The sequence below is a fragment of the Agrobacterium sp. V1 genome (genome assembly GCF_030518355.1).
Lineage (GTDB): Bacteria > Pseudomonadota > Alphaproteobacteria > Rhizobiales > Rhizobiaceae > Agrobacterium > Agrobacterium cucumeris.
In genome coordinates, this window is sequence record NZ_JAULSF010000001.1 from 2,904,688 (window position 1) to 2,924,738 (window position 20,051).

Annotated in this window: 20 protein-coding genes; 6 read left to right on the forward strand and 14 right to left on the reverse strand. The window is 58.5% G+C overall.

What is annotated here, in order from left to right; all coding sequences use genetic code 11:
- Window positions 1–3: 3 nt before the first annotated feature.
- From QSV77_RS13975 to QSV77_RS14010, 8 genes are all read right to left on the reverse strand, one after another.
- Complete coding sequence (locus QSV77_RS13975; protein ID WP_302733837.1) at window positions 4–1,125, reverse strand: imelysin family protein; 1,122 nt, start codon at window positions 1,123–1,125, stop codon at window positions 4–6.
- Window positions 1,125–2,648, reverse strand: coding sequence for a di-heme oxidoredictase family protein (locus QSV77_RS13980; RefSeq protein ID WP_302733838.1), 1,524 nt, complete (start codon window positions 2,646–2,648; stop codon window positions 1,125–1,127). The genes QSV77_RS13975 and QSV77_RS13980 overlap by 1 nt, the downstream gene beginning before the upstream one ends.
- A 58-nt stretch (window positions 2,649–2,706) precedes the next feature.
- Window positions 2,707–3,984: an imelysin family protein gene (locus QSV77_RS13985; RefSeq protein WP_302733839.1), complete on the reverse strand. Its 1,278-nt coding sequence runs from the start codon at window positions 3,982–3,984 to the stop codon at window positions 2,707–2,709.
- 155 nt (window positions 3,985–4,139) lie between these two features.
- Complete coding sequence (locus QSV77_RS13990) at window positions 4,140–5,429, reverse strand: RsmB/NOP family class I SAM-dependent RNA methyltransferase (RefSeq protein WP_302733840.1); 1,290 nt, start codon at window positions 5,427–5,429, stop codon at window positions 4,140–4,142.
- Between the two features lie 60 nt (window positions 5,430–5,489).
- Window positions 5,490–5,858: a septal ring lytic transglycosylase RlpA family protein gene (locus QSV77_RS13995; RefSeq protein ID WP_035219318.1), complete on the reverse strand. Its 369-nt coding sequence runs from the start codon at window positions 5,856–5,858 to the stop codon at window positions 5,490–5,492.
- Window positions 5,859–6,285: 427 nt separating this feature from the next.
- On the reverse strand, window positions 6,286–7,158 hold the full coding sequence (locus QSV77_RS14000; protein ID WP_302733841.1) for an SDR family oxidoreductase: 873 nt from the start codon (window positions 7,156–7,158) through the stop codon (window positions 6,286–6,288).
- Between the two features lie 3 nt (window positions 7,159–7,161).
- Entirely contained in the window at window positions 7,162–8,319 is a 1,158-nt protein-coding gene (gene queG / locus QSV77_RS14005) for a tRNA epoxyqueuosine(34) reductase QueG (RefSeq protein WP_302733842.1), read from the reverse strand.
- 124 nt (window positions 8,320–8,443) lie between these two features.
- The gene (locus tag QSV77_RS14010; RefSeq protein WP_142840881.1) at window positions 8,444–9,136 is read right to left on the reverse strand and encodes a glutathione S-transferase family protein; all 693 of its coding nucleotides are present in this window, start codon (window positions 9,134–9,136) and stop codon (window positions 8,444–8,446) included.
- Between the two features lie 158 nt (window positions 9,137–9,294).
- Here QSV77_RS14010 and QSV77_RS14015 point away from each other — a divergent pair, with 158 nt between their 5' ends.
- On the forward strand, window positions 9,295–10,101 hold the full coding sequence (locus QSV77_RS14015) for an undecaprenyl-diphosphate phosphatase (RefSeq protein ID WP_302733843.1): 807 nt from the start codon (window positions 9,295–9,297) through the stop codon (window positions 10,099–10,101).
- A 602-nt stretch (window positions 10,102–10,703) separates the two neighbouring features.
- On the opposite strand, the gene QSV77_RS14020 is transcribed toward QSV77_RS14015, so the two are convergent.
- The 6 genes from QSV77_RS14020 to dnaN all read right to left on the reverse strand — a co-directional run bounded on the left by QSV77_RS14020 (window position 10,704) and on the right by dnaN (window position 15,421).
- A complete protein-coding gene (locus QSV77_RS14020; protein ID WP_302733844.1) occupies window positions 10,704–11,684 on the reverse strand; it encodes a complex I NDUFA9 subunit family protein in 981 nt (326 codons plus the stop codon).
- A gap of 120 nt (window positions 11,685–11,804) precedes the next feature.
- Window positions 11,805–12,092: a DUF1330 domain-containing protein gene (locus QSV77_RS14025; RefSeq protein WP_142840885.1), complete on the reverse strand. Its 288-nt coding sequence runs from the start codon at window positions 12,090–12,092 to the stop codon at window positions 11,805–11,807.
- 17 nt (window positions 12,093–12,109) lie between these two features.
- Window positions 12,110–12,817: an orotidine-5'-phosphate decarboxylase gene (gene pyrF / locus QSV77_RS14030; RefSeq protein WP_142840886.1), complete on the reverse strand. Its 708-nt coding sequence runs from the start codon at window positions 12,815–12,817 to the stop codon at window positions 12,110–12,112.
- 4 nt (window positions 12,818–12,821) lie between these two features.
- Entirely contained in the window at window positions 12,822–13,418 is a 597-nt protein-coding gene (locus QSV77_RS14035; protein WP_302733845.1) for a histidine phosphatase family protein, read from the reverse strand.
- Window positions 13,419–13,513: 95 nt separating this feature from the next.
- Window positions 13,514–14,107: a phospholipid N-methyltransferase PmtA gene (gene pmtA / locus QSV77_RS14040; protein WP_137085831.1), complete on the reverse strand. Its 594-nt coding sequence runs from the start codon at window positions 14,105–14,107 to the stop codon at window positions 13,514–13,516.
- Window positions 14,108–14,302: 195 nt separating this feature from the next.
- Window positions 14,303–15,421 (reverse strand): DNA polymerase III subunit beta, encoded by a 1,119-nt coding sequence (dnaN, locus tag QSV77_RS14045; protein ID WP_046799275.1) that lies wholly within the window; start codon window positions 15,419–15,421, stop codon window positions 14,303–14,305.
- 268 nt (window positions 15,422–15,689) lie between these two features.
- Here dnaN and rsmI point away from each other — a divergent pair, with 268 nt between their 5' ends.
- From rsmI to QSV77_RS14070, 5 genes are all read left to right on the forward strand, one after another.
- Complete coding sequence (gene rsmI, locus QSV77_RS14050) at window positions 15,690–16,631, forward strand: 16S rRNA (cytidine(1402)-2'-O)-methyltransferase (RefSeq protein WP_137085833.1); 942 nt, start codon at window positions 15,690–15,692, stop codon at window positions 16,629–16,631.
- Window positions 16,621–16,989 (forward strand): YraN family protein, encoded by a 369-nt coding sequence (locus QSV77_RS14055; RefSeq protein ID WP_302733846.1) that lies wholly within the window; start codon window positions 16,621–16,623, stop codon window positions 16,987–16,989. The genes rsmI and QSV77_RS14055 overlap by 11 nt, the downstream gene beginning before the upstream one ends.
- A 14-nt stretch (window positions 16,990–17,003) precedes the next feature.
- Window positions 17,004–17,564, forward strand: a complete 561-nt coding sequence (locus QSV77_RS14060; protein ID WP_269700221.1) for a sugar O-acetyltransferase — start codon at window positions 17,004–17,006, stop codon at window positions 17,562–17,564.
- A 132-nt stretch (window positions 17,565–17,696) separates the two neighbouring features.
- Entirely contained in the window at window positions 17,697–18,995 is a 1,299-nt protein-coding gene (locus tag QSV77_RS14065; RefSeq protein ID WP_046799279.1) for an extracellular solute-binding protein, read from the forward strand.
- Window positions 18,996–19,078: 83 nt separating this feature from the next.
- Window positions 19,079–20,047, forward strand: a complete 969-nt coding sequence (locus QSV77_RS14070) for an ABC transporter permease subunit (RefSeq protein WP_302733847.1) — start codon at window positions 19,079–19,081, stop codon at window positions 20,045–20,047.
- The last annotated feature ends 4 nt before the right edge of the window (window positions 20,048–20,051 follow it).

Consider the following 20,051-nt stretch of genomic DNA (forward strand, 5'->3'; position numbering starts at 1 on the left):
GGTTCAGTCCCCGTCGGCGAAGGAAAAGCCGGAGCTGAGGCCGATGGCGCCGCCATATTGGTCATTGAGGCGATAGATCAGGTCTTTGCCGTTGAGGAGCAGATAATCCACCTTGGCGCGCTGATCATCCTTATCCAGTGCCTTTTCGACATTCGTATCGATTGTTCCGGAAATGCGGATCATCGATTTGGCGATGAAGTCGATGGAATTGACGATGGAGCGCTGGTCGGTTGGCACGAGTTCGACCATATCGGCGGTGTGCAGCAGGGTCTGAACGGCCTTGATGTTTGCCGAGATGCTTTTCCACGTCAGGCCGGAGCGCCAGTAAATGGCGGTGCGGGGAAAACGCGCCTTGTCCGGCCCCTTGTAGAAGGTTTCGATCCGCTGATCACGGATCGCCTCTGAGCCATGCACGAGAATGCCGAGCAGGGCAACCAGGGCCTCGCGCTCGTCTCGAAAGACGGGATTGTCCGGCCCCGGCTTGGTCCAGTTTTTCTGCGCGCCGTCAGGGGCGTTCCAGCTGTCGGAAAGCTCGGCCGCCACATTGGCGATATTGCCGGCGATGGCTGCGCCGAAGCGGCAGCGGAAATCGCCCTTTTTGTCGAGCAATTCCTCCGCGCCGGTGCCGTAGAGCAAGAATTCCAGCGCGCCAAGCCCCTGTGCCGCGACGCTCTTGCCCTTCAGGCCGTCGGCGCTGGTGACGCTTTCATCCTTTTCGGAGAGGTAACGCTGCACCTGTTTCAGACCGAGGCCTTTTTTGTCGGGGTAATAAAGCACCCTTTCGAAACGGTTCTGCTCGATGACAGGACCGACCCGCACGATCTCGATGGTCGACCAGTTCGCCACGGTATCGGCAAAGGCCGCTTTGGCCGCCTCATCCGTTGTTTTGGAGGGCGCGGCGCAGAAGGCCTTCATGCTGCCTTCCAGCCTGCCTGCCGACTGCCGGAAGTGGTCATAACCGGGGCGAATGAAGCCATTCACCGCCTTTTCCATAACGCTCCGCACCTGTGCGGGGTCGAGCGGCGGCGGCGGCATCAGTTCCACATCCTGTGCCATCGCCGGCTGATTGGTCAAAAGCAGCAGCACGGAAACGAGGCCGGATATTTTTCGCATGGCATTTTTCATCAAAGGGACTCCAGAAAAGCCAGCAAAGCCTGCCGGTCGGATTTTTGCAAGACGGCAAAGGCATCGCGCGCTTTTTGCCCTTCACCACCGTGCCACAATATCGCTTCCGTCAGGCTGCGCGCGCGCCCGTCATGCAGGTAAAAACCATTGCCATTGATGCTCTGCGTCAGGCCGATGCCCCAGAGCGGCTGGGTGCGCCACTGCCGCCCATTCGCCTCACCCACCTGCTGGCCATCGGCAAGCGCCTCTCCCATGTCATGCAAGAGGAAATCCGAATAGGGCCAGATCAGCTGGAAAGAATGTATCGGGTCGCTGGCATCGCGGCGGGTCACGAATTTCGGCGTGTGGCAGGCCGTGCAGCCGGAGGTGTAAAACAGCTGCTTGCCCTGCAGAACGGTCGCATCACCGGCATTGCGCCGCTGCGGCACGGCGAGGTTTTCGGTGTAGAACGTCACGAGATCGAGAACCGGGTCAGGGGCTTCCACTGGCCCCAGCCGCGGCTGCACGCCGGTCGGCATGGCCAGACAGTCCTTCTGGGCATCGGTGCAATCGCCATAAGCGTTCGGCGCATCGGGTGTGGAGATGCCGATATCGTGGGAGAAGGCGCTGGCGCTCTGATCGCGCACGCTTGCATTCTGGGCTTTCCAGCCGAACCGTCCGAGTTTCACCTCGCCGGTGCGATGATCCCTGACCCATGCCGGACGCCCGGCGATACCATCGCCATTTTTGTCATCAGGGTCGGCTTTGGCCAGAATATCGGCCTCGCTGATCGCCTCGATCAGGCCAAGCCCGAGTGTGGGCATGGCGATACGCGCCGAAAGTGTCGTGTCGGTGCCGAGCGGGCCGTAGTTGAGGTCCGCTACGGCATAGGTGGGCTTGCGCAGCATCACCATTTCGCCATCCGCAAGCCGAACCGGCGTTTCAATGTAGTTGATGACCGGCCTGCCCTCGGCGGCAAGGCCGGGAATGGCGAGGTTTTGAAGCTGGTGACCATAGGTCTCGTCGGGAAAACTCAGCACCTCGTGGCGCGCAATCGCGGCCCGTTCCGCTTCGTTTCGGGCCGGGCGGGCCAGCCGCAGAAACAGCGAGACGGCGTCTTCCCCGGCAAGAGGCGGGCGGCCCCTGCCGTCGTTCACATGGCAGGTCTGGCAGGACCGGGCATTATAAAGCGGTCCCAGCCCGTCCGATGCCTGGGTGGAGGAGGGAGAGGAGACCCAGAGCTTCTGGAACAGCGCATTGCCGAGCTTGAAATCCTGCTTCCGCTCGAAAGGCATGGTGGCGGAAGGATGCGAAAATGCGCCGCTGTCGGGTTTGTTGGTGCTGGTTGTCGCGCCACCGGACATCGCCTCGAAAGGCTCCGGTTTCGTAAAATCCGTCGTCGGCGCGGTCACGGCCTCAACACGGCTGCGGTCTTTCTCCGTCAGATCATCACGCAACGGCGCGGCAAGCGTTGCCGATGCCAGAAGACAGGCTGCCCCGGCGAAGAAAAACGGCTTGCGGATCGGCAGCAGTGACAATTCCATGGAAATCAGGAGCGCATGGGAGAAACGGGCCGCAGTGCATTGCGGCCCGTCTTGCCGCTTATTTGAAGACGGCGTTCGGGTTATCGAGGCTGTCAGAGCCCTCGAGATCGATCTTGCCGAGATCGAGTGCGGTGATGACGCGTTCAACGGTCTTCGTCTGGTCGATGAGACCGTCAATGGCCGCCTGAACCACGGCATTGCCTTCCTTGTTGCCTTCGCCGATCATCTGGTCATAGGCTTCAACGGTCTGGGCGCGCTTTTCCATCGCATGCATGGCGTCGAGCGTCTTGTTCAGCTTCGCCGTCATTTCGTCATTCAGCGCCTTGTCCTTGGCACCGACCAGTTCCGCCAGCGAGGCGCCGGTCATCTTCGTGCCGTCCACGCGGGTATATTCACCGGTATAGGCCGAAGCGATGCCGATGGCGTCGTTCAGATGCGAATTATAGGTGTTGTCGGAGAAGCAATCATGCTCCTCTTCCGGATCGTGCAGCAGAAGGCCGAGTTTCATGCGCTCGCCGGCCAGCTCGCCATAAGAAAGCGAACCCATGCCGGTGAGAATGGCGGTGAGGCCGGCTTTCGGATCGGCTTCCACCGTCTTCGTGGCTTCGCCTTCCGGCGCCCAGGCGTCCACCATCTCCTGGAGATCCTTGATCAGCAGGGTGGAGGCGGATTTCAGGTAATCGGCGCGACGGTCGCAATTGCCATTGGTGCACTTTGCCTTGTCGTAGTCGGTGTAGGGACGGTTGCCCGCGCCCGGTCCGGTGCCGTTCAGATCCTGGCCCCAGAGCAGGAATTCGATGGCGTGGTAACCGGTGGTCACATTGGCTTCGACATCACCCGCCTCGTGCAGGCTCTCGATCAGTTCAGGGGTGATCTTGGAGGCGTCGACCTCTTCACCGCTGATCTTGATCTTCGGATTGGCGATGAGGTTGGCGACGTAAAGTTCGTTCTCGTCGCTTTCCGTGCCGTAGGAACCGTCAACATAATCGATCAGGCCTTCATCCAGCGGCCAGGCATTCACCTTGCCTTCCCAATCGTCAACGATCGGGTTGCCGAAACGGTAGACTTCCGACTGCTGGTAGGGAACACGCGCCTTGATCCAGGCTTCGCGGGCGGCCTTCAGCGTCTCTTCGCTCGGCGTTGCGATCAACGCATCGATCGCCTTGTCCAGCGCCTTCGCCGTGGTCAGCGAATCCTCGTATTTCGCATGCGCGACATCGGCGTAATGCTTGACGACGGCAGCCGCGTCAGTGGCGGCCTGTGCAGGAAGCGCGGTGAAAGCCGCCGATGCGGCAAGAAGCGCGAAAGAGGCGCTGAGAATGGTTTTGCGGATCATGATCCCTCTCCTTGGGCAGGCGTGAAAAGACTTCACGCTGCGGCCAGCGAGTTCTGACCCAATCACAAACTTGTGTCAAACATTCTAGTTTAGAATGCTTTAAAACAAGATCGCGTGGCATTTCCCAAGTAAAATCAGCGCGTGCAAATCGGCTTTTATGCTTTGCGTTTCATCAAGCAGAAGAAGAAACCGTCCGTATCTGTGGTTGCAGGCGTCAACGTCACTGTCTTTCCGTCGGAGGAATGCGGTTTGTTCGCATTTGCACCGAAAGTCGTCTGCCAGCGCTCCAGAGCAGAACCGATGACAAATTCGGGATTGTCCTCGCAGAAACGCCGGACCTGCTGTTCGTTTTCTTCAGGCAGAACGGAGCAGGTGACATAAAGCAACTCGCCACCCGGGCGCACGAAACCCTTGGCCTGCGACAGCGCCTCACCCTGCTGCTGCACACGTTCTTCCAGATTGCGTGCCGTCAGCCGCCATTTGGTATCGGGGCGGCGGCGCCATGTGCCGGTGCCGGTGCAGGGCGCATCCACCAGAACGCGATCGAATTTTCCCTGGAAGGGCACAAGCCCGGCGGTACGGTCATGGACCTGCACGTTGCGGGTGCCGGCCCGCTTCAGCCGCTCGATGATCGGCGCAAGCCGTTTGCGGTCGGCGTCGAAGGCGTGAACCTGGCCTTTGTTGTTCATGCTGGCGGCCATGGCCAGCGTCTTGCCGCCGCCACCGGCGCAATAATCGAGGATTTGTTCGCCCTCATGCGCGCCGGCGAGATCGGCAACGATTTGCGAACCTTCGTCCTGCACCTCGAACCAGCCCTTCTGAAAGGAGAGTTCGGCGGTCACATTCGGCAGACGGGAGGGGCCTTCACCGGCAGGGATGCGAACACCCTGACGGGCGATACGCGTGGCTTCCGCGCCGCTTTCCTCAAGTGCCTTCAAAACTTTTTCGCGGGTTGCCTTCAGCGTGTTGGCGCGCAGGTCAAGGGTCGGCCGCTCATTCAGCGCCTGCGCTTCAGTGAGCCAGCTTTCGCCAAATGCCGTTTCGAAGGAAGATTGCACCCATTCGGGAACATCGCCCTGAATATGGGTCGGCGCGTCACCGAGAGAGCGGGAAAGAAAGGCCTGCTGCCTTTGTTCGTCTGGCGCGGCGGGGGCGAACCTGTCGCCATCGAATTCCGCCGCCAGTTCCGAAAAGCTTTTGCCCCATTGGCGCAGCAGCACGGCATAACCAAGCGAGGCTGCGCTGTCATCATCCATCAGCCAGGCGTGCGACAGTTTCATGCGCAACGCGTCATAGACGATGTTGCCGATCGCGGCCCGGTCGCCGGAGCCTGCAAAACGATGGGCAAGCCCCCAGTCCTTCAATGCATCGGCGACAGGACGTTTGCGCCCTTCAATATCCGCCAATACTTCGATTGCTCCGGCCAAACGCCCGCCCAAACGCATTGTCTACCTCTTTTGCTGATAAGCCCGGTTGGTAGACGCGAATGGCGGCGAGGGCAAGGCTCAATCGGCCTTGACGATCTCGTAGCAGACCTTGGCAGTGCCGGAACTGATCATGCCGATGTTTTTGGCGGCAGCCTTGGAAAGATCGAGAACGCGACCCTTGATGAACGGACCGCGGTCATTGATGCGCACCACCACGGCTTTGCCGTTGCGCGCGTTGGTAACCTTGACCTTGGTACCAAACCGCAGCGAGCGGTGAGCGGCGGTCAGGTTGGCGGCGTTCATACGCTCGCCCGAAGCAGTCTTGGAGGTCAACGCATACCACGATGCGCCTCCACAACCATTTGCCGCATTCGCCTGAAGAGGCGCGATGATGGAACAGGCGGCTATAGTTGCAGCGGTGAAAGTTATACGACGGATATTCAACAAACTGTGCTTCCCTGAAAATCGGCCCCGCGCCGATTGATTGTGCCCTTGCTAAACGACCATGAACTGGCCTGAACGCCTTTTGATGCGAGATTGTAGGGCGAGGGAAAAATGGCGAAAAAAAGCTAAGCTCAAATCACGAAGTGTTACAGACTGTAACATTCGTGATCGTTAGCCGGAAAGGTGCCCGTGTGGTAGACGGATATAAAGATGGAAAAAATAACGCAGAATCAATGCGCAATCGAAATGCTGTTGCAAGTCACGGCTTCGTGAATCCACCTCACGAAATGTGAGTGAAATATTTTTCTAATTGCTATGATTTTAGTGAATTTTGTTTGGTTAATAAAGTCCTAATTGACCAAAATGCGACGAAAACCATCCTCAAAAGTGGGTTTGGAAGGATTTTTCATCGCTTTTAACGGCCCCGTCTTCAGCCTCGCCAGAGACCACTTTCCCACAACTGCGTCAGCGAGATTTTGTACTCCGGAAAGTCGAAATTAAAGCCGAGGCTGCGTATTTTGGCGTTGGAAACACGCTTGTTCTCGCCGTAGAACGAGCGCGCCATAGGGGTCAGATCGGCGGTTTCAAACGCCTGTTCGGGCGGCGGCTCCACACCCATCAACGTCGCGGCGAAGCTCACGACATCCTGCGGCGGGCAGGGTTTGTCATCGGTGACATTGAAGATACCGCGTTCGTTCCTGCTCGCCAGAAAGGCAAGTGCCGCCCCGATATCCTCGACCCGGATGCGATTGAACACCTGATCTTTCTTGACCAGCCTTCGCGCTGTTCCCTTTTCGAAATTCATGAAGGCATTGCGTCCGGGGCCATAAATTCCGGACAGACGAAGGGTGACAAGCGGCACATTTGCTTTTTCGGCAGCTGCCGTCCAGGCGGCTTCGGCGGCGACGCGCTCCACGGAACGGGCGGAAACCGGGCGGCAGGGGCTTTCCTCATCCACCCAGGCGCCATCATGATCGCCATAAACGCCGACGGTGGAAAGATAAGCCACCCACTCCAGCTTCGGCAGGAACCGTTTCAGATCGCTGCCCAGCAACGCCAGCAGCGGATCGCTTTGCCCGCCGGGCGCGATGGACTGGACGAGATGTGTGATATTGCCCATCGCGGCGATGAGATCGTCATTGAAACGAACACCGTCAAAAAGGAACGGTGTCATGCCTGCGGCTTCGAGGTTCGGGAATTTATTCTCACTGCGGGTCGTACCGAAGATGGTACCAGCCGCGGGTTTCAGCGCGTTTGCGATGGCTTTTCCCGAATATCCCGCGCCGAAAATCATCATATGCATGCGTCACGCCTCTGCCAATTGCCATTCCATTTCCGCCTCCGGATCAGTCTCCGGGGCGCGGCTGGCAGAGTATGTACGGAATTCTTCCCTGTCCATAAGCCGTGACAAAGCCCATGCGGCCATACCGCGCACCTCCGGCGAGGGATCGCTTTCGGCAAGTGCCTTGCATCGTTCCACGAATTGCTGGTCGGCGGAGTTTCCCGCTGCGATCAGCACGTTGCGGATAAACCGGTTGCGGCCGATGCGTTTGACCGGGGAGCCGCTGAAAAAGCTGCGGAAGGCGGCATCGTCGAGCGTCAGCAGGAAAGAAATGGACGGTTCCTTCAGATCCTCGCGCGCCTGCAATTTCATCTCGGAGGCGCTCGCTGCGAACTTGTTCCACGGACAGGCGGCAAGGCAATCGTCGCAGCCATAGATGCGGTTGCCAATCATCGGCCGGAATTCGTGCGGGATCGGCCCCTTGTGCTCAATGGTGAGATAGGAGATGCAGCGGCGTGCATCGAGCTGATAGGGGGCCGGAAAAGCGGCCGTCGGACAGGCATCGAGACAGGCGCGGCAGGAACCGCAATGGTCCTTCTCCGCCTCATCAAGACAGAGCTCGGCGGTGGTGAACATGCTGCCGAGAAACAGCCAGGAACCGTGGGTGCGGCTGACGAGGTTGGTGTGTTTGCCCTGCCAGCCAAGCCCGGCGGCGGCGGCAAGCGGCTTTTCCATGACCGGCGCGGTATCGACAAAGACCTTCACATCCTCGCCTGCACGTGCGGCAAAGCGGGTGGCAATCTCTTTCAACCGCCCTTTGATAATGTCGTGATAATCGCGATTGCGGGCATAGACCGAAATGGCTGCCTTGTCCGGTTTCGAAAGAATACCGCGCGGGTCCTCCTCCGGGCCATAATTGAGGCCGAACATGACGATGGAGCGCACGTCGCCCCACAGCGTTTTCGGTTGGGCTCGGCGAGCCTCCGTTTCCTCCATCCACGCCATGGTGCCGTGGTAACCCTTGTCGAGAAACAGCCTCAGCCGTTCCGGCGCCAGTGGAATGCTGTCCGGCGCGGTAATGCGACACAGATCGAAGCCGAGCGAAAGCGCCTCCTGACGAACGAAGTCCGTCAGCTTTCGGGCGCGTATCTGCTGTTTGTCGCTGGCGACGTCGATGGTCATGTCTCCCGAGGGTTATTCTGCGGCATATATAGTGCATGTCGCCCGAAAGTGTGCAGCGGTTTCGGGACAATGACATGCGTTAAATACAGCCGCACGCCGCAGCAAATAACCAGAAGACCGTATTTTAGAAATCCAGATCGGCGTAGTGGGAGGAGGGCGCAAGGCGCGGAATGCGTTCGCTCAGGAACGGTCGGAAGGAAGGCCTTGATTTCAGCCGCTGATACCATTCCTTGGCAATCGGCGCCTCGAGCCAGTTGATTTCACCAAGATAGTCCAGCACCGAAACACCGGCTGCGGCGGCAAGGTCTGCATAGCTCAACCTGTCGCCGGCAAGCCATGTGCGCGAACCGGCCAGCCACTCCAGATATTTGATGTGCTGGCGGATATTGTTGCGGGCAGTGCGCAACAGCTTGGAATCCGGCGGCCCGCCACCCTGCGCGGTCGTCATCTGCAATTTATAAACCCGCTCCCGCACCAGCGGCCGGGTTACGTCATTTTCCATCTTCTGCAGAAACCACTCGGTCAGGCGGCGGATTTCCGCCCGCTGAAACGGGTCTTCCGCCAGAAGTCGCCTGTCGCGCTTCAAAACCCCATGCGTTTCGTCAAGAAACTCGGCAAGCACATAAGGCCCGCTTAGCGAGCGCATATTGTCATCCAGATAGACCGGCAGGGTGCCGGCCGGATTGAGCGCCAGAAACTCCCGTCGTCTTTCCCACGGCTGCTCTTCCACGAGATCGGTCTGGAACCCGTATTCTGCGAGGATCAGACGAACGAACCGGGATGCGGTCGACATCGGAGAATGATAGAGAGTTGGCATCGGTACTCAATTTTTACGATTGGTTGTCATGATCGGCATTTGCCGGAAAACTTTTTCAGTTTCGCTTCATCAAGACGCTATAAGAGCTTGGCTACTTTAAAACAAGTTTAACGCAATTGCTTTCCATTGCCGCTTTCCCCTGAAAAAAAGGATACCTCATGGGTGACCAATCGATCATCAGCGCGCTTCTGCTGGGCATTATCGAGGGTCTGACGGAGTTTATTCCCGTTTCCTCAACGGCGCATGTGCTGCTGGCCGGGCATTTCCTCGGCTTCAAATCACCCGGCAACACCTTTGCCGTCCTTATCCAGCTCGGCGCTATCCTCGCTATCCTTCTTGTTTATTTTCAAAAGCTTGTGTCGATCGCACTCGCTTTGCCGACCAGCGCCAAGGCGCGCCGCTTCGTGCTGGCCGTCGCGCTTGCCTTCCTGCCGGCGGCGGTGATCGGTGCGCTGGCGCATGACTTCATCAAGACGGTGCTGTTCGAAACACCGATGCTGATTTGTGTCGTCCTTATTATCGGCGGCGTCATATTGCTTGCCGTCGACCGCATGCCGTTAAAACCGAAATATACCGACATCATGGATTATCCGCCGTCGCTCGCCTTCAAGATCGGCCTGTTCCAGTGCCTTGCGATGATCCCCGGCACCTCGCGCTCGGGTGCTACCATTGTCGGCTCGCTGCTGATGGGTACGGACAAGCGCTCTGCCGCCGAATTTTCGTTCTTCCTGGCGATGCCGACCATGCTCGGCGCTTTCGCCCTCGATCTCTACAAGAACCGCGATGTGCTGAGCTTTGATGACGGCGCGCTGATTGCCGTGGGTTTCATCGTGGCGTTCGTTTCCGGCCTGTTTGTCGTGCGCTCGCTGCTGGACTTCGTCTCGCGGCGTGGTTTTGCGCCTTTCGCCTGGTGGCGCATCGTCATCGGTTCGCTGGGGCTGATCGCACTTCTGGTTTTTGGTTAAGCCAGTGAATGCCGGCCGTCTGGAATGGCCGGCCTGAAAACGAAAAAGCGCCCCGGAAAACCGGAGGCGCTTTTTCTTTGAAGCTTTTAGAGGCTGATCAGTTGGCGCTGATCGAAGCCGTTGCGCAGGGATCGACGCCGTAAGCGGGAGCGCAACCACTCTTGCCCGCCGCAACCGTTCCCGGCGCCATGAAAGAACCCGCCAGAACCACCAAAGCCGCACACGCAAAAAAGAGTGCGATAGATCTGCCCATTTTATGATTGCCTTTCAGACGTTCGTTCGTGCGGATCATGCCGCCGTGTGTGAATTGAGGGTCCGGGATATGTTTGGAATGTGGCCAATATCAATAAAGGAGCTTGCTGAATACCGGGTTAATGCGAAGTCTTTTCCACAGTTGCGCTTGTGCCACGCTTACGTGTTGCGGCCAGATGGCCGTTAACTTTTACCCGGCTTTGCAACGCCGTCCCTGTTGATGCTGCACCTCCCCTTCAGTTGAGGGAGAAATGCGCAAGTAGCGGTTTGGTTGCAATTCAATCGCGCAAAAACAAAAAGCGGGAATGGCTCCCGCTTCCGTTCAGAATGGCGATGCCTGAAGTGCAGCTTCAGGCGGCTTTTCCGGCGTTGGAGAACTGACCATGTGTGCGGTACTGCACCATGTAGGAGGGCAGAACCGAAGCGACACGAACTGGATTGATGCCGATGCCTTCGAGTGTCAGGCCGTTCTTTTCCGCCTCGCTGGAAACGACATTGTCCTTTTTCAGCATTGTCACCTGATCGGCGGTCAACGGCGGCGTGATGAGCGGGACCAGTGAAGCGATCTTGCCGATCATCGAGGCGACGCCAAAAGGCAGATTGATGAAAGGACGCTGACGATAAGTTGCTGCAAGAACTGCCTCAAGACAGTCACGGAACGTCATCACGTCCTGACCGCCGAGTTCATAGATAGTGCCGGGCTTCAGCTTGCCATCGACGCTGCGGGCGACGGCTTCGGCGACGTCCTCAACATAAACAGGCTGGAATTTGGTTTTTCCACCGCCGATCAGCGGCAGGAACGGCATGCTGCGGGCCATCTTGGCGAATTTGTTGAAGAAATCGTCTTCCGGTCCGAAAATGATCGACGGACGCAGGATCACCGCGCCGGGCAGAACGGAATGAATGGCGGCTTCAGCACGGCCCTTGGTGCGGCCATAGCCGGTCTGCGAATTTGCTTCCGCTCCGATGGCGGAGATATGCGTCAGCGTCGCGCCTGCGTCACGGGCGGCTTCGGCAATCGCTTTGGCGCCGAATTCCTGCACGGCGTCAAAGGTGTTACGGCCGCTTTCGGTCAGGATGCCGACGCAATTGACCACATGATCTGCGTCTTCAACGGCTTTGATGATGGAGTCGCGATAACGCAGGTTCGCCTGGGCAAAGGAAATCTGGCCGACATTGCCGAGTGGCTGCAGAAAACCGGCAAGATCCGGGCGACGCACGGCAACACGGATGCGATAACCGCGCCGGGCGAGCATTCTCACGACATGCCGCCCGACAAAACCCGAACCGCCGAAAACGGTGACGAGGGGTGGAAGGTTGGCCAAGGTCATGGGAGGCTCCTCAGAAGCTGTCGATAAAGCGTTTTTCAGTCTCTTAGCCCAAAGCCGCGCGCAGGTGAAGAGATGTTATCGCGCGGCAGGGGCAGGCTTTGGAAATGCGGTTGACGAGCGTCAAATTCCTTCGACAATCAGCATTTCCGCATCAGCGACTTCCTGACGGATTTTGGCCGCAGCCTGATACTCCGGCGAATTATAACAGTCGATGGCATGTTGTACGGAGGGGAACTCGATGACGACGTTACGTCCGCGTGCTTTGCCTTCCAGTTCGGTCAATGCGCCGCCACGGGCCAGAAAATTGGCGCCAAACCGCTCGAAGGCGGGCTTTGCCGTCGTGACATAGTCCTTGTAACGCTCATTGTCGCGCACATCGACGCGGGCGATCCAATATCCCTTTGCCATTTCATCTCCTCCTGTCGTTAGTGATTGGCCGGAAAGCTGGCGCGCAGCATGTCATCAAGAATGGCGCGGGCTGCCGCCTTCGGGTCTTCCGCCCTGACGATCGGACGGGCGACGACCAGATGGCTGGAGCCGGCCTTGATGGCGTCGTAAGGCGTCATCACCCGCTTTTGATCGCCGAGATCCGCACCGGCCGGGCGAATGCCGGGGGTGACGACGGCAAGGTCCGGACCGAGAATTTCGCGCACCGCCGTCGATTCCTCGGCCGAACAGACGATGCCGCCCATACCAGCCTCGCGTGCCTGTTGCGCCCGGCGCAGCACCAGCGAACGGGCATCCGAGGCGTAACCGGCTTCCGCCAGATCGCTGTCGTCCATCGAGGTCAGCACGGTGACGCCGAGCAGGCAGAGGCCGGAGCCTTCGGCCGCCTTGACCGCGGCGCGCATGGCCTTCGGATAGGCGTGCAGGGTCAGCATCGACATGCCCATGCGGGCGATGTTTTCGACACCGGAGGCGACGGTATTGTCGATATCAAGCAGCTTCATGTCGAGAAAGACCTTCTTGCCGCTCTGAACGAGGTCACGCGCAAATTCGAGACCGCCTGCGAATACCAGCTGATAACCGATCTTGTAGAACAGAACCTCGTCGCCGATCTTCGACACGATGTCTTCGGCCTGCTGCACAGTCGGAACATCCAGCCCGACGATGAGTTTTTCGCGCGCGGTCATTGTCTTATCCCTGCCATGTTTCCATTGCCGTCCAGTCGCATGTGGGGGACGCGGCTGCAAGTGAAAACTCGGCGATGGAAAAGCGGAAAAGACTGCCGCCGCCCGGTGGCTGGTCCTTGGCGCGGCTGATGCCGCGGCCTTCAATATGGCATTTCAACAGCGTACCCACGCCGCCATGGCCGACAAAGGCGATGGGCTGCTGTGGTTCGTGCCTGTCGAGAACAGCTTTGACGGCGCTGACGATCCGTGCCTGCGCGTCGATCGCCCTTTCCCAACCGTGAAAGCTCTCGTCAGGATGGGCGAAGAACCAGTCCGCCGCCTTTTCGAATTCCGGCGGCGGCAGGAAGCCGGTGGCGGACCGGTCGTTTTCATGCATTGCTTCGATAATCTCTATCGTCGCACCGGAGGTTTCGGCGAGGATACGCGCGGTTTCGATCGCCTTGGTTTCGGCGCTGGAAACGATGCGACGCAATGCCCGCGCCCAGGGGAGGTGGCTTGCCTCCCGCGCCCGCTCGGCACCTCTGTCCGAAAGCCCCCAATCGGGAACGGGAACCATCGGATCGATCTTGACCTGGGGATGGGTGATGTAAAGCGCGTGCATGAAACCGATCCTCAAAGGCAATGGAAAGGGCAAACCAACACCCTAACCATCCGTCACGACCGGGAAATGACGGTCTTAGCCATTCTGCCGAATGGTCAGGCCCGCGTATAGGTCCACAATTGTGCCGGCGGAATATTGCGCACGATGAAATCGAAATGGCGGATGTGGTAAAGATGCGGCTGCGCGACGATCGGGGAAATCGGACCGTAGGATATCTGCACCACGGGGCGGCCATGCGGCACGCGCTTCAGCAATTCGTCAAGAAGCTTGATACGGGCGGCCATTGGGAAATTCAGCATCGGCACGGCGGAAATGACGCTGTCGAACATCTGGTCCTTGTGTTCACCGAGCGTCGCATCGAGATCGAAAGCGTCGCCATTGACGAAATTGACGCCGGGGTAGCTCCGGAGCAGCTGATTGTAGAAATCGGTCGAATATTCGATGGCCGTCAGGCTTTCCGGCTTGATGCCGCGCGCCAGAATGGCCTTGGTGATGACACCTGTGCCCGGGCCGAGTTCGAGAACCGGCAGGCCGGAATGGGGATTGATGACACTCGCCATTTTTTTCGCCGTGATCGACGATGTCGGGACAATGGCGCCGACTTTTTTCGGCTGGCTGACCATGCCCTTGAAAAAGCGGATTTCTTCCTCAAATTTCTGCTCAAGGCGTTGCTTCAGGTTAAGTGCCATAATTCCCCTCGGATACATTTTTGGTCATTGTCAAAAAACGGTTACGCACTGTTGATCTCATTTGGCGCAAAAACAAGGCAAAATGTCGTAACTGGAAAAATTCGCTTATCGCTTGAAACGCGCAGCAGCCGAATCAAAAAACGCCGGTGAAGCGATCCACCGGCGTTTTTGATTGAATTGGCAAAAAACAGCCGTTTAAACGCGCATCGGCATCAGAACATAGAGTGCATCATCGCCGGCGGTGTCGCGAACGAGCGTCGGTGATCCGGCATCCGCCAGCAGAAAAATCGCATCCTCGCCCGAAAGCTGCGACGTGATGTCGAGGAGATATTTGGCATTGAAGCCGATTTCCATCGAATCATTGTCGTAACCAACGGCGACTTCTTCGGTAGCACTTCCCGAGTCGGGATTGTTGACGGTCAGCGTCAACTGGCCGTCAGTTAGCGCCAGCTTCACGGCGCGGCCGCGCTCGGACGAAATCGTCGAGACACGGTCCACAGCCCGCGCGAAGGTCTGGCAATCGACGCGCATTTCCTTGTCGTTGCCGGTCGGGATGACGCGCTGATAATCCGGGAAGGTGCCGTCGATGAGCTTCGAGGTCAAAACCACCGAACCGATGGTCAGACGGATTTTGGCGTCCGAGACTTCGGCGGTGACTTCCAGTTCCGGATTGTCCATCAGCTTCTGCAATTCGCCGACGGTCTTGCGCGGAATGATGATGCCCGGCATGCCTTCGGAACCGGAAGGAGCATCCACATCAGCGCGCGCCAGACGGTGACCGTCCGTCGCGACAGCGCGCAGCTTCAGGTCGCCGCCGCTTTCAATGGTGTGGAAGAAGATGCCGTTCAGGTAATAACGTGTCTCTTCGGTCGAAATCGCAAATTGCGTGCGGTCGATCAGCATCTTCAGATCGGTCGCCTTGAGCTTGAAAGTATGGCTGAAGGTGCCGGCTGTCAGGTCAGGAAAATCGGTTTCCGGCAGGCATTGCAGCGAAAATTTCGAACGGCCGGAGGCAACCGTCATGGTGGAGCCATCAGGGTTGGTGGCCAGAAGCACCTCGGAACCGTCAGGCAGCTTGCGCACGATTTCATAAAGCAGGTGCGCCGGCACGGTGGTGGCGCCCGCCTGTTCCACCATGGCCGGTGTTGCTTCGGTGATTTCGAGGTCGAGGTCGGTCGCCTTCATGTCCAGATTGGCGCCGGATGCGCGAAGCAGGACGTTGGACAGGATCGGGATCGTGTTACGACGCTCAACAACCCTGTGCACGTGGTTCAGCGATTTAAGAAGGTTCGACCGCTCAAGAGTAATACGCATGGACGCTACCGCTTTCAACCGTTGCGAACCGGCCACCGCCGGATCGGCAAGAAGAGTCTTGACCGGCAAAAAAGCCGGATAATGTGGACGGGCAAAATGGCAGAGTTATTGCAGAAAATGCAAGAGCCGAGTGCGTCTGCCTCGGCTCATTTTGCTGCTATACAGCATGATCCACAGGATGGAGCTGTCCATGGACCTTGTTCACCGGTTTTCTATTGCCCATAAAGGAGGGAAAACCGGAGCGACCGGCCGGTAAAAATCGGCCAGAATGATTGGAAGCCGTGTGACGGAAGAACTATCGAACAGCGATGCCAGGCAGGCAACAAGGGAATTCAGGATCGGGACGGCCACCATTCCGGCACGACCGCTGGAGCCGGCGCTTTATCTCGTGGCCACCCCCATCGGCAATCTCGGCGATATTACCATCCGCGCGCTGGAGACACTGGCTTCGGCGGATGTTCTCGCCTGCGAGGATACCCGCGTCACCCGTATCCTGCTGGAACGCTACGGCATTCGCACGCGCCCGCTCGCCTATCACGAGCACAATGCGAACGAAGCGGGGCCGAAGCTCATCGCCGCCCTGGAAGCCGGAAAATCCGTGGCACTGGTATCGGATGCCGGAACGCCGCTCGTTTCCGATCCCGGTTATCGTCTTGGTCAGTTGGCACTGGAAGCGGGCCATCGCGTCGTGCCGGTGCCGGGCGCATCTGCGCCGCTCGCCGCCCTTGTCGGATCGGGCATGCCGAGTGATGCCTTTCTGTTTGCGGGTTTCCTGCCGGTGAAGGATCGCGGCAAGCGCGATCGGTTTGCCGAACTTGCGAAAATCCCCGCTACCTTGATCTTTTTTGAATCGCCGCGCCGCATCGGCACCACCGTCAAGGTGGCGTCGGAAGTGCTTGGCCGCGACCGGCGCGCCGTGGTGTGTCGCGAACTGACCAAGACTTTCGAGGAGTTCCGGCGCGGCACGCTCAGCGAGCTTGCCGATTATTATGACGAGGATCGTGTAGTGAAGGGAGAGATCGTACTTCTGATCGAGCCGCCCTCCTATGACGAAATTCCCGATATCGAGGATGTCGAAAAGCTCCTTAAGGATCTGGTCGCGACCATGCCTGCCGCCAAGGCCGCGGGCGAGGCATCGAAACTGACCGGCCTGCCACGCAAGGAGCTTTATCAACGGCTGCTGGATATGAAGGACAGGGATGGCGGCTGACGCGCAAAGGAACAGAAGACGTAAGGCCGAGCGGCGCGGCCACACGGCGGAATATTGGGCCGCACTCTATCTGCTGGTGAAGGGATATCGCATCCTCGCCATTCGTTATCGTACCCGGCTGGGGGAAATCGACCTCATCGCCCGCAAGCGGGATGTCGTTGCCATCATCGAGGTCAAGGCGCGATCTTCCGGGCTGGGGGCTGTCGATGCGGTCGGCTTCCATTCGCAGCAGCGCATCCGGGCCGCCGCCGATCTCTGGCTCTCCCGTCGCGGGGATGCTGGGCGGTTTTCGCTGCGCTTCGATATCGTCGCCATCCTGCCGCGACGCCTGCCGCAGCATTTCATCGACGCGTTCTGAGGGGAGGGAAGGCAATGTCCACCGAGCGGGAAAAAATGGCCGCGGGCGAATGGTACAGCTGCATGGATGCCGAGCTGGATGGGCTGCGCTGGCGCGCCCGCCGGGCCGTTCACCAGCACAACACCGTGCTGCCGGATGAGCGGGGAGCCATGGCGCCTCTGCTGCACGCCCTCTTCGCCTCTGTCGCGGAAGGCGCATTTATCGAAGCCCCGTTTCATTGCGCTTATGGCTTCAACATCACGCTGGGCAGGAATGTCTATCTTAACACCAGCTGCGTCATTCTCGATTCCGCCAGGGTGGTGATCGGCGATGGGGCAATGCTCGGCCCCGCCGTGCAGATCTATTGTGCTGAACACCATCTGGACCCGGTTCCGCGCGCGCAAGGCGTTGAAATCGCAAAGCCGGTGACAATCGGCCGTGATGTCTGGATCGGCGGCGGCGCAATCCTGTTGGCCGGCGTAACCATTGGTGATGGGGCGATTGTCGGTGCTGGTTCGGTGGTGACGCGGGATGTGCCGCCAGGCGCGACGGTGGTGGGAAATCCGGCCCGTCCGATAAAGCGCAAGGACGCCTGAGACATCCATTTTTGAAAGAACGGAGTTCATTAACAGGCGCCGTAACAAATCTGACATGAAACTGTTAAAGAGGCGTCATGGAACCCCTCTATTCGCATCCTCATCCCAATAAATGGTGGAGAGGATTTAGTAATGTTGAAGAAGATTTCCATGGCCGCAGTGGCGGTCAGCATTTCGGCAACGTCTTCCATGGCTGCGACCAACATCACCTGGTGGCACGGTATGGGCGGCCGTAACGGCGAAGTCATCAACGAAGTTTCCCAGAAGTTCAACGAAGCCCAGAAGGAATGCGCTCTGACGCCGGTTTCCAAGGGTTCTTACGAAGAAGCCCTGGCCAGCGGCATCGCTGCCTTCCGTTCCGGCGAACAGCCGAACATCCTCCAGGTTTTCGATGCCGGCGCTGCCACCATCATCAACGCCAAGGGCGCGGTCATTCCTGCGGAAGACCTCATCAACAAGGCCGGTTACAAGTTCGACCGCGAAGCCTTTATCAACGGCGTGCGTTATTTCTACGCTGCAGCTGACGGCAAGTTCGTCGGCATGCCGTTCAACTCCTCCGCTCCTATCATGTATGTCAACGACGAAGCCCTGAAAAAGGCCGGCGTCGAAGCACCGAAGACCTGGGAAGAGTTCGAGCAGGTTGCGCCGAAGCTGAAAGAAGCCGGTTACATCCCGCTCGTCCAGTCGCAGCTGACCTGGCAGTTCACGGAGAACTTCTTCTCCCGCAACAACATCCAGTTCGCCACCAACAATAACGGCTACGACAGCGTCACCGACACCAAGCTGAAACTTACCGATCCGAACCTCGTCATGATGTTCGACAAGCTGAAGGACTGGAAGGACAAGGGCCTGTTCGCCTATTACGGCGCCGGCTGGAACGACAACCAGAAGCCGTTTGAAGAAGGCAAGGTTGCTTTCTGGATCGGTTCTTCCGGTTCGTTCGGTGGCCTGCAGAAGACGGCAACCATGCCGTTCTCGGCAACTTTCCTTCCCTACTGGGGCTCCATCAAGGGCGCTGGCACCAACTCCTTCATCGGCGGCGCTGCCCTCTTCGCAATGTCCGGCAAGTCCGAAGCCGAAAACAAGTGCGTGGCTGACTTCTTCCAGTTCCTGACCTCGCCGGAAATCCAGGTCTTCTACCACAAGGCAACCGGTTACGTCGCCATCACCAAGGCTGCTTACGAAAAGGCCAAGGCTGAAGGCTTCTACAAGGAAAAGCCGGTCGCCGAAGTCGGCATCCAGCAGCTGTCGCTGCCGGGCGGCGAATGGTCCAAGGGTTATCGCCTCGGCTTCTACCCGCAGATCCGCGCCGTCATGGAACGTGAATATAACCGCATCTTCTCCGGCGAAGTCACGCCGAAGGACGCCTTTGACATCATCGAGAAGGAAGGCAACGACCTTCTGGCCCGTTTTGCCAAGACGGCCGGCTGATCGATCTTTTCGAAACCAATGATCGTTGTCGAGCCTCCTTTCCGACGGAAGGGAGGCTCGCTTCTGGATAAGGAGGCGCAAGCGTGGCCTATACATCGTCTCAACCGCGCCGGTTTTTATCCGGCTGGTCCGCAAAGGCTGGAAAACCCGCCAAGCCCGCTGAAGCCGGCATGAAGCGCGTACAGTTCTCCTCGTCCTTCGTACCCTATCTGTTTCTGGCGCCGCAGCTCGCGGTGATTTTCATCTTTTTCTACTGGCCGTCCGCTCAGGCCATTCAGTCCTCGTTTTATCTCGAAGACCCTTTCGGGTTCGGGGCTTCATTCGTGGGCTTCGCCAATTATTCGGACGCGATATTCAATCCGGAATATCTCAATATCGCCAAATTCACGGTCGTTTTCACTGTTCTGGTGACCTTCTTTTCACTGGCGCTCGGCCTTTTGCTGGCCGTCAAGGCGGATGCGGTCATTCGCGGCAGTTCGACCTACAAGACATTGCTGATCTCCGTTTACGCCATCGCGCCGCCGGTCGCGGGCCTCATCGGCATGATGTTTTTCGACCAGCATATCGGCCCCTTCGTCAAGATGGCGGCGTTTTTCGGCTGGGACATGAAGGTCGGCCTCAATTATTTCGACACGGCCTTTGCCATGATCGTCGTCGCCGTGTGGAAGCAGATCCCCTATAATTTCATCTTCTTCCTGTCTGGCCTGCAAGGCGTGTCCGTCGCTGTGCGTGAGGCAGCCGCCATTGATTGCCGCTCTGGCTTTCGCCGGTTCTGGACGGTCATCATGCCGCTTCTGGCGCCCACCGCCTTCTTCCTGCTGATCATCAACATCACCTATTCGCTGTTCGATACGTTCGGCGTCATCGACGTGATGGTGAAGGACAAGGCGGCCAACAACCCGATCACGCTGGTCTACAAGGTGTTTCTCGACGGTTTCCGCGGCAATGACATCGGCGGTTCCTCGGCCCAGTCCGTCATTCTGATGCTGGTCGTCTTCGTCCTCACCATCATCCAGTTCCGCTTCATCGAGAAGCGCATCCATTACAATTGAGGGA